General features: G+C 39.7%; 3 protein-coding genes. 1 reads left to right on the top strand and 2 read right to left on the bottom strand.

The features are described from left to right. On the top strand, nucleotides 1–489 hold a 489-nt coding region (locus tag GMD1S_RS07450), incomplete at its 5' end, for an MBL fold metallo-hydrolase (RefSeq protein ID WP_001073130.1). Nucleotides 490–593: 104 nt separating this feature from the next. Here GMD1S_RS07450 and GMD1S_RS07445 read toward each other — a convergent pair. Both GMD1S_RS07445 and GMD1S_RS07440 read right to left on the bottom strand, forming a co-directional pair. After that, a complete protein-coding gene (locus GMD1S_RS07445; protein WP_025172625.1) occupies nucleotides 594–1,358 on the bottom strand; it encodes a hypothetical protein in 765 nt (254 codons plus the stop codon). 88 nt (nucleotides 1,359–1,446) lie between these two features. After that, nucleotides 1,447–1,830, bottom strand: a 384-nt coding sequence (locus GMD1S_RS07440) for a M13-type metalloendopeptidase (RefSeq protein ID WP_000309880.1), incomplete at its 5' end; no start/stop codon positions are given.

The raw sequence follows: 1,830 nt of genomic DNA, 5'->3' as shown, positions 1-1,830 counted from the left end.
TGTGCGATTCTCCTGACCCACACCCACTACGACCATATTATGAGTCTGGACTTGGTTAGAGATACTTTTGGAAATCCCCCCGTTTATGTAGCAGAAAGTGAAGCCAGCTGGCTTTACACTCCAGTCGACAATCTCTCTGGCCTACCTCGTCATGATGATATGGCTGATGTCGTCTGCAAACCAGCTGAACACACCTATGTCTTTCATGAGGAATACCAGATCGAAGAGTTTCGTTTTACGGTATTGCCAACACCTGGCCATTCTATCGGAGGTGTTTCTCTGGTTTTTCCTGATGCCCATCTAGTCTTAACCGGAGATGTTCTATTCCGCGAAACCATCGGACGGACAGACCTTCCTACAGGTAGCATGGAACAACTTCTCCATAGTGTCCAGACTCAACTCTTCACTCTTCCTAACTACGATGTCTATCCTGGGCACGGCCCGGCTACGACCATCGCTCACGAAAAGACCTTTAATCCCTTTTTCTAGCAAACAAAAAACCAAGGATAATTTCCTCGGTTTTTTTGTAGCTTCTATTTTTATGTTAATATTTTCTCAGAAGAATCAATATTGACTAGAAAAATAATTCAAAACTAATTAGCCGGATTCAATTCTTTCCAACTAATGTTAGACAAATCAAGCTTTTCAGAAGAGATATCTAAAACTTGCTCTGCTTTTTCATTGCCACCGATTTGAATAGTTGCTTCTTTAATCTTCTGGACTCCATTTTTATCAAACGAATATAAAGCCAAGTTCATTTCTGGACGGGTTGACTGCCAGTCTGCATAAGAGACTAGACCATTTTCGTAAATAACAAAGCCTGAGCGAAAACCACCTGCAGAAGCTACATAAGCTGTGTGAAGTAAGTTAGGCTTTTGATTTTCCAAATAATAAATGGCTGAAACAAATTTTTCATCACCAATAAGCAACTCGTCTTGCCCATCCTTATTCAAATCAACAATTGCGTATTTCCAATCGGGTGCATTATGATAATCCATTCGAGAGAAAACTAGGCCATATTCTTCTGAAGCAATCTTATCTTGTTTATTTTCCTTGTATAAATCTTCTCTATTACCTTGTTTTAAAAGGTCTGTAAAGTGGTTATAGCGTTCAATCACTTCTTTATATAAATCTTGTCTAGTTTCTTTCTTATTTTCAGCAGTCGATTGCGATTCCTTGGTTGACGAGTCACTAGTATTTTCAGACTTTGCTTCTGTTGATACACTAGTCTTATCGTCTTTGGAGACAGATGATAGTGCAGATGAAGATTCTGTATTACTCTTGTTTTTAATGAAACCACAAGATGCTAGAACTGAAATTGAAAAAATAGCTGATAGCATCATTAAAAATTTCTTCATGTTAACCTCGATAGCATTGCATTTTCAGATTGATAAACTTCAAAAATGAATCATTAATTCCAAGATGATACTTGGTTAGGGACTTACTTTACCAAATAATCACACGATCCTCTGGTGAACGCCACATACCGTCGCCTTCTTTGACATCATAAGTTGTAAAGAAGTCATCGAAGTTTGGCACCTGGATGTTAACACGGAGTTTGGCTGGCGCGTGCACATCGACACTAGCCATGAGTTTCATCAACTCTGGACGACCTTTCATGCGCCAGATACGAGCAAAGTTGTGGAAGAATTCTTCAGCAGAAAAGTCTGGCTCTCTCTTGGCAGCTTCAAGGGCTGCAGCAATTCCTCCAAGGTCGGCAACATTTTCTGATACGGTTAGTTTCCCATTAATCGTTGCTCCGTAAGATTCTTGTCCATCAAACTGGTCGATAACTTTCTGCGTTTTTTCTTTAAAGGCAGCATAGTCACT

The sequence above is a fragment of the Streptococcus sp. GMD1S genome, from assembly GCF_000296875.1.
Classification (GTDB): Bacteria; Bacillota; Bacilli; order Lactobacillales; family Streptococcaceae; genus Streptococcus.
The sequence above is the reverse complement of the archived record's forward strand: the minus strand, read 5'-3'. Positions and strand labels throughout refer to the sequence as shown.

What these genes read in the sequence shown, in the direction of transcription:
- GMD1S_RS07445 (WP_025172625.1), bottom strand. Translation starts at nt 1,358, where the DNA reads ATGAAGAAATTTTTAATGATGCTATCAGCTATTTTTTCAATTTCAGTT.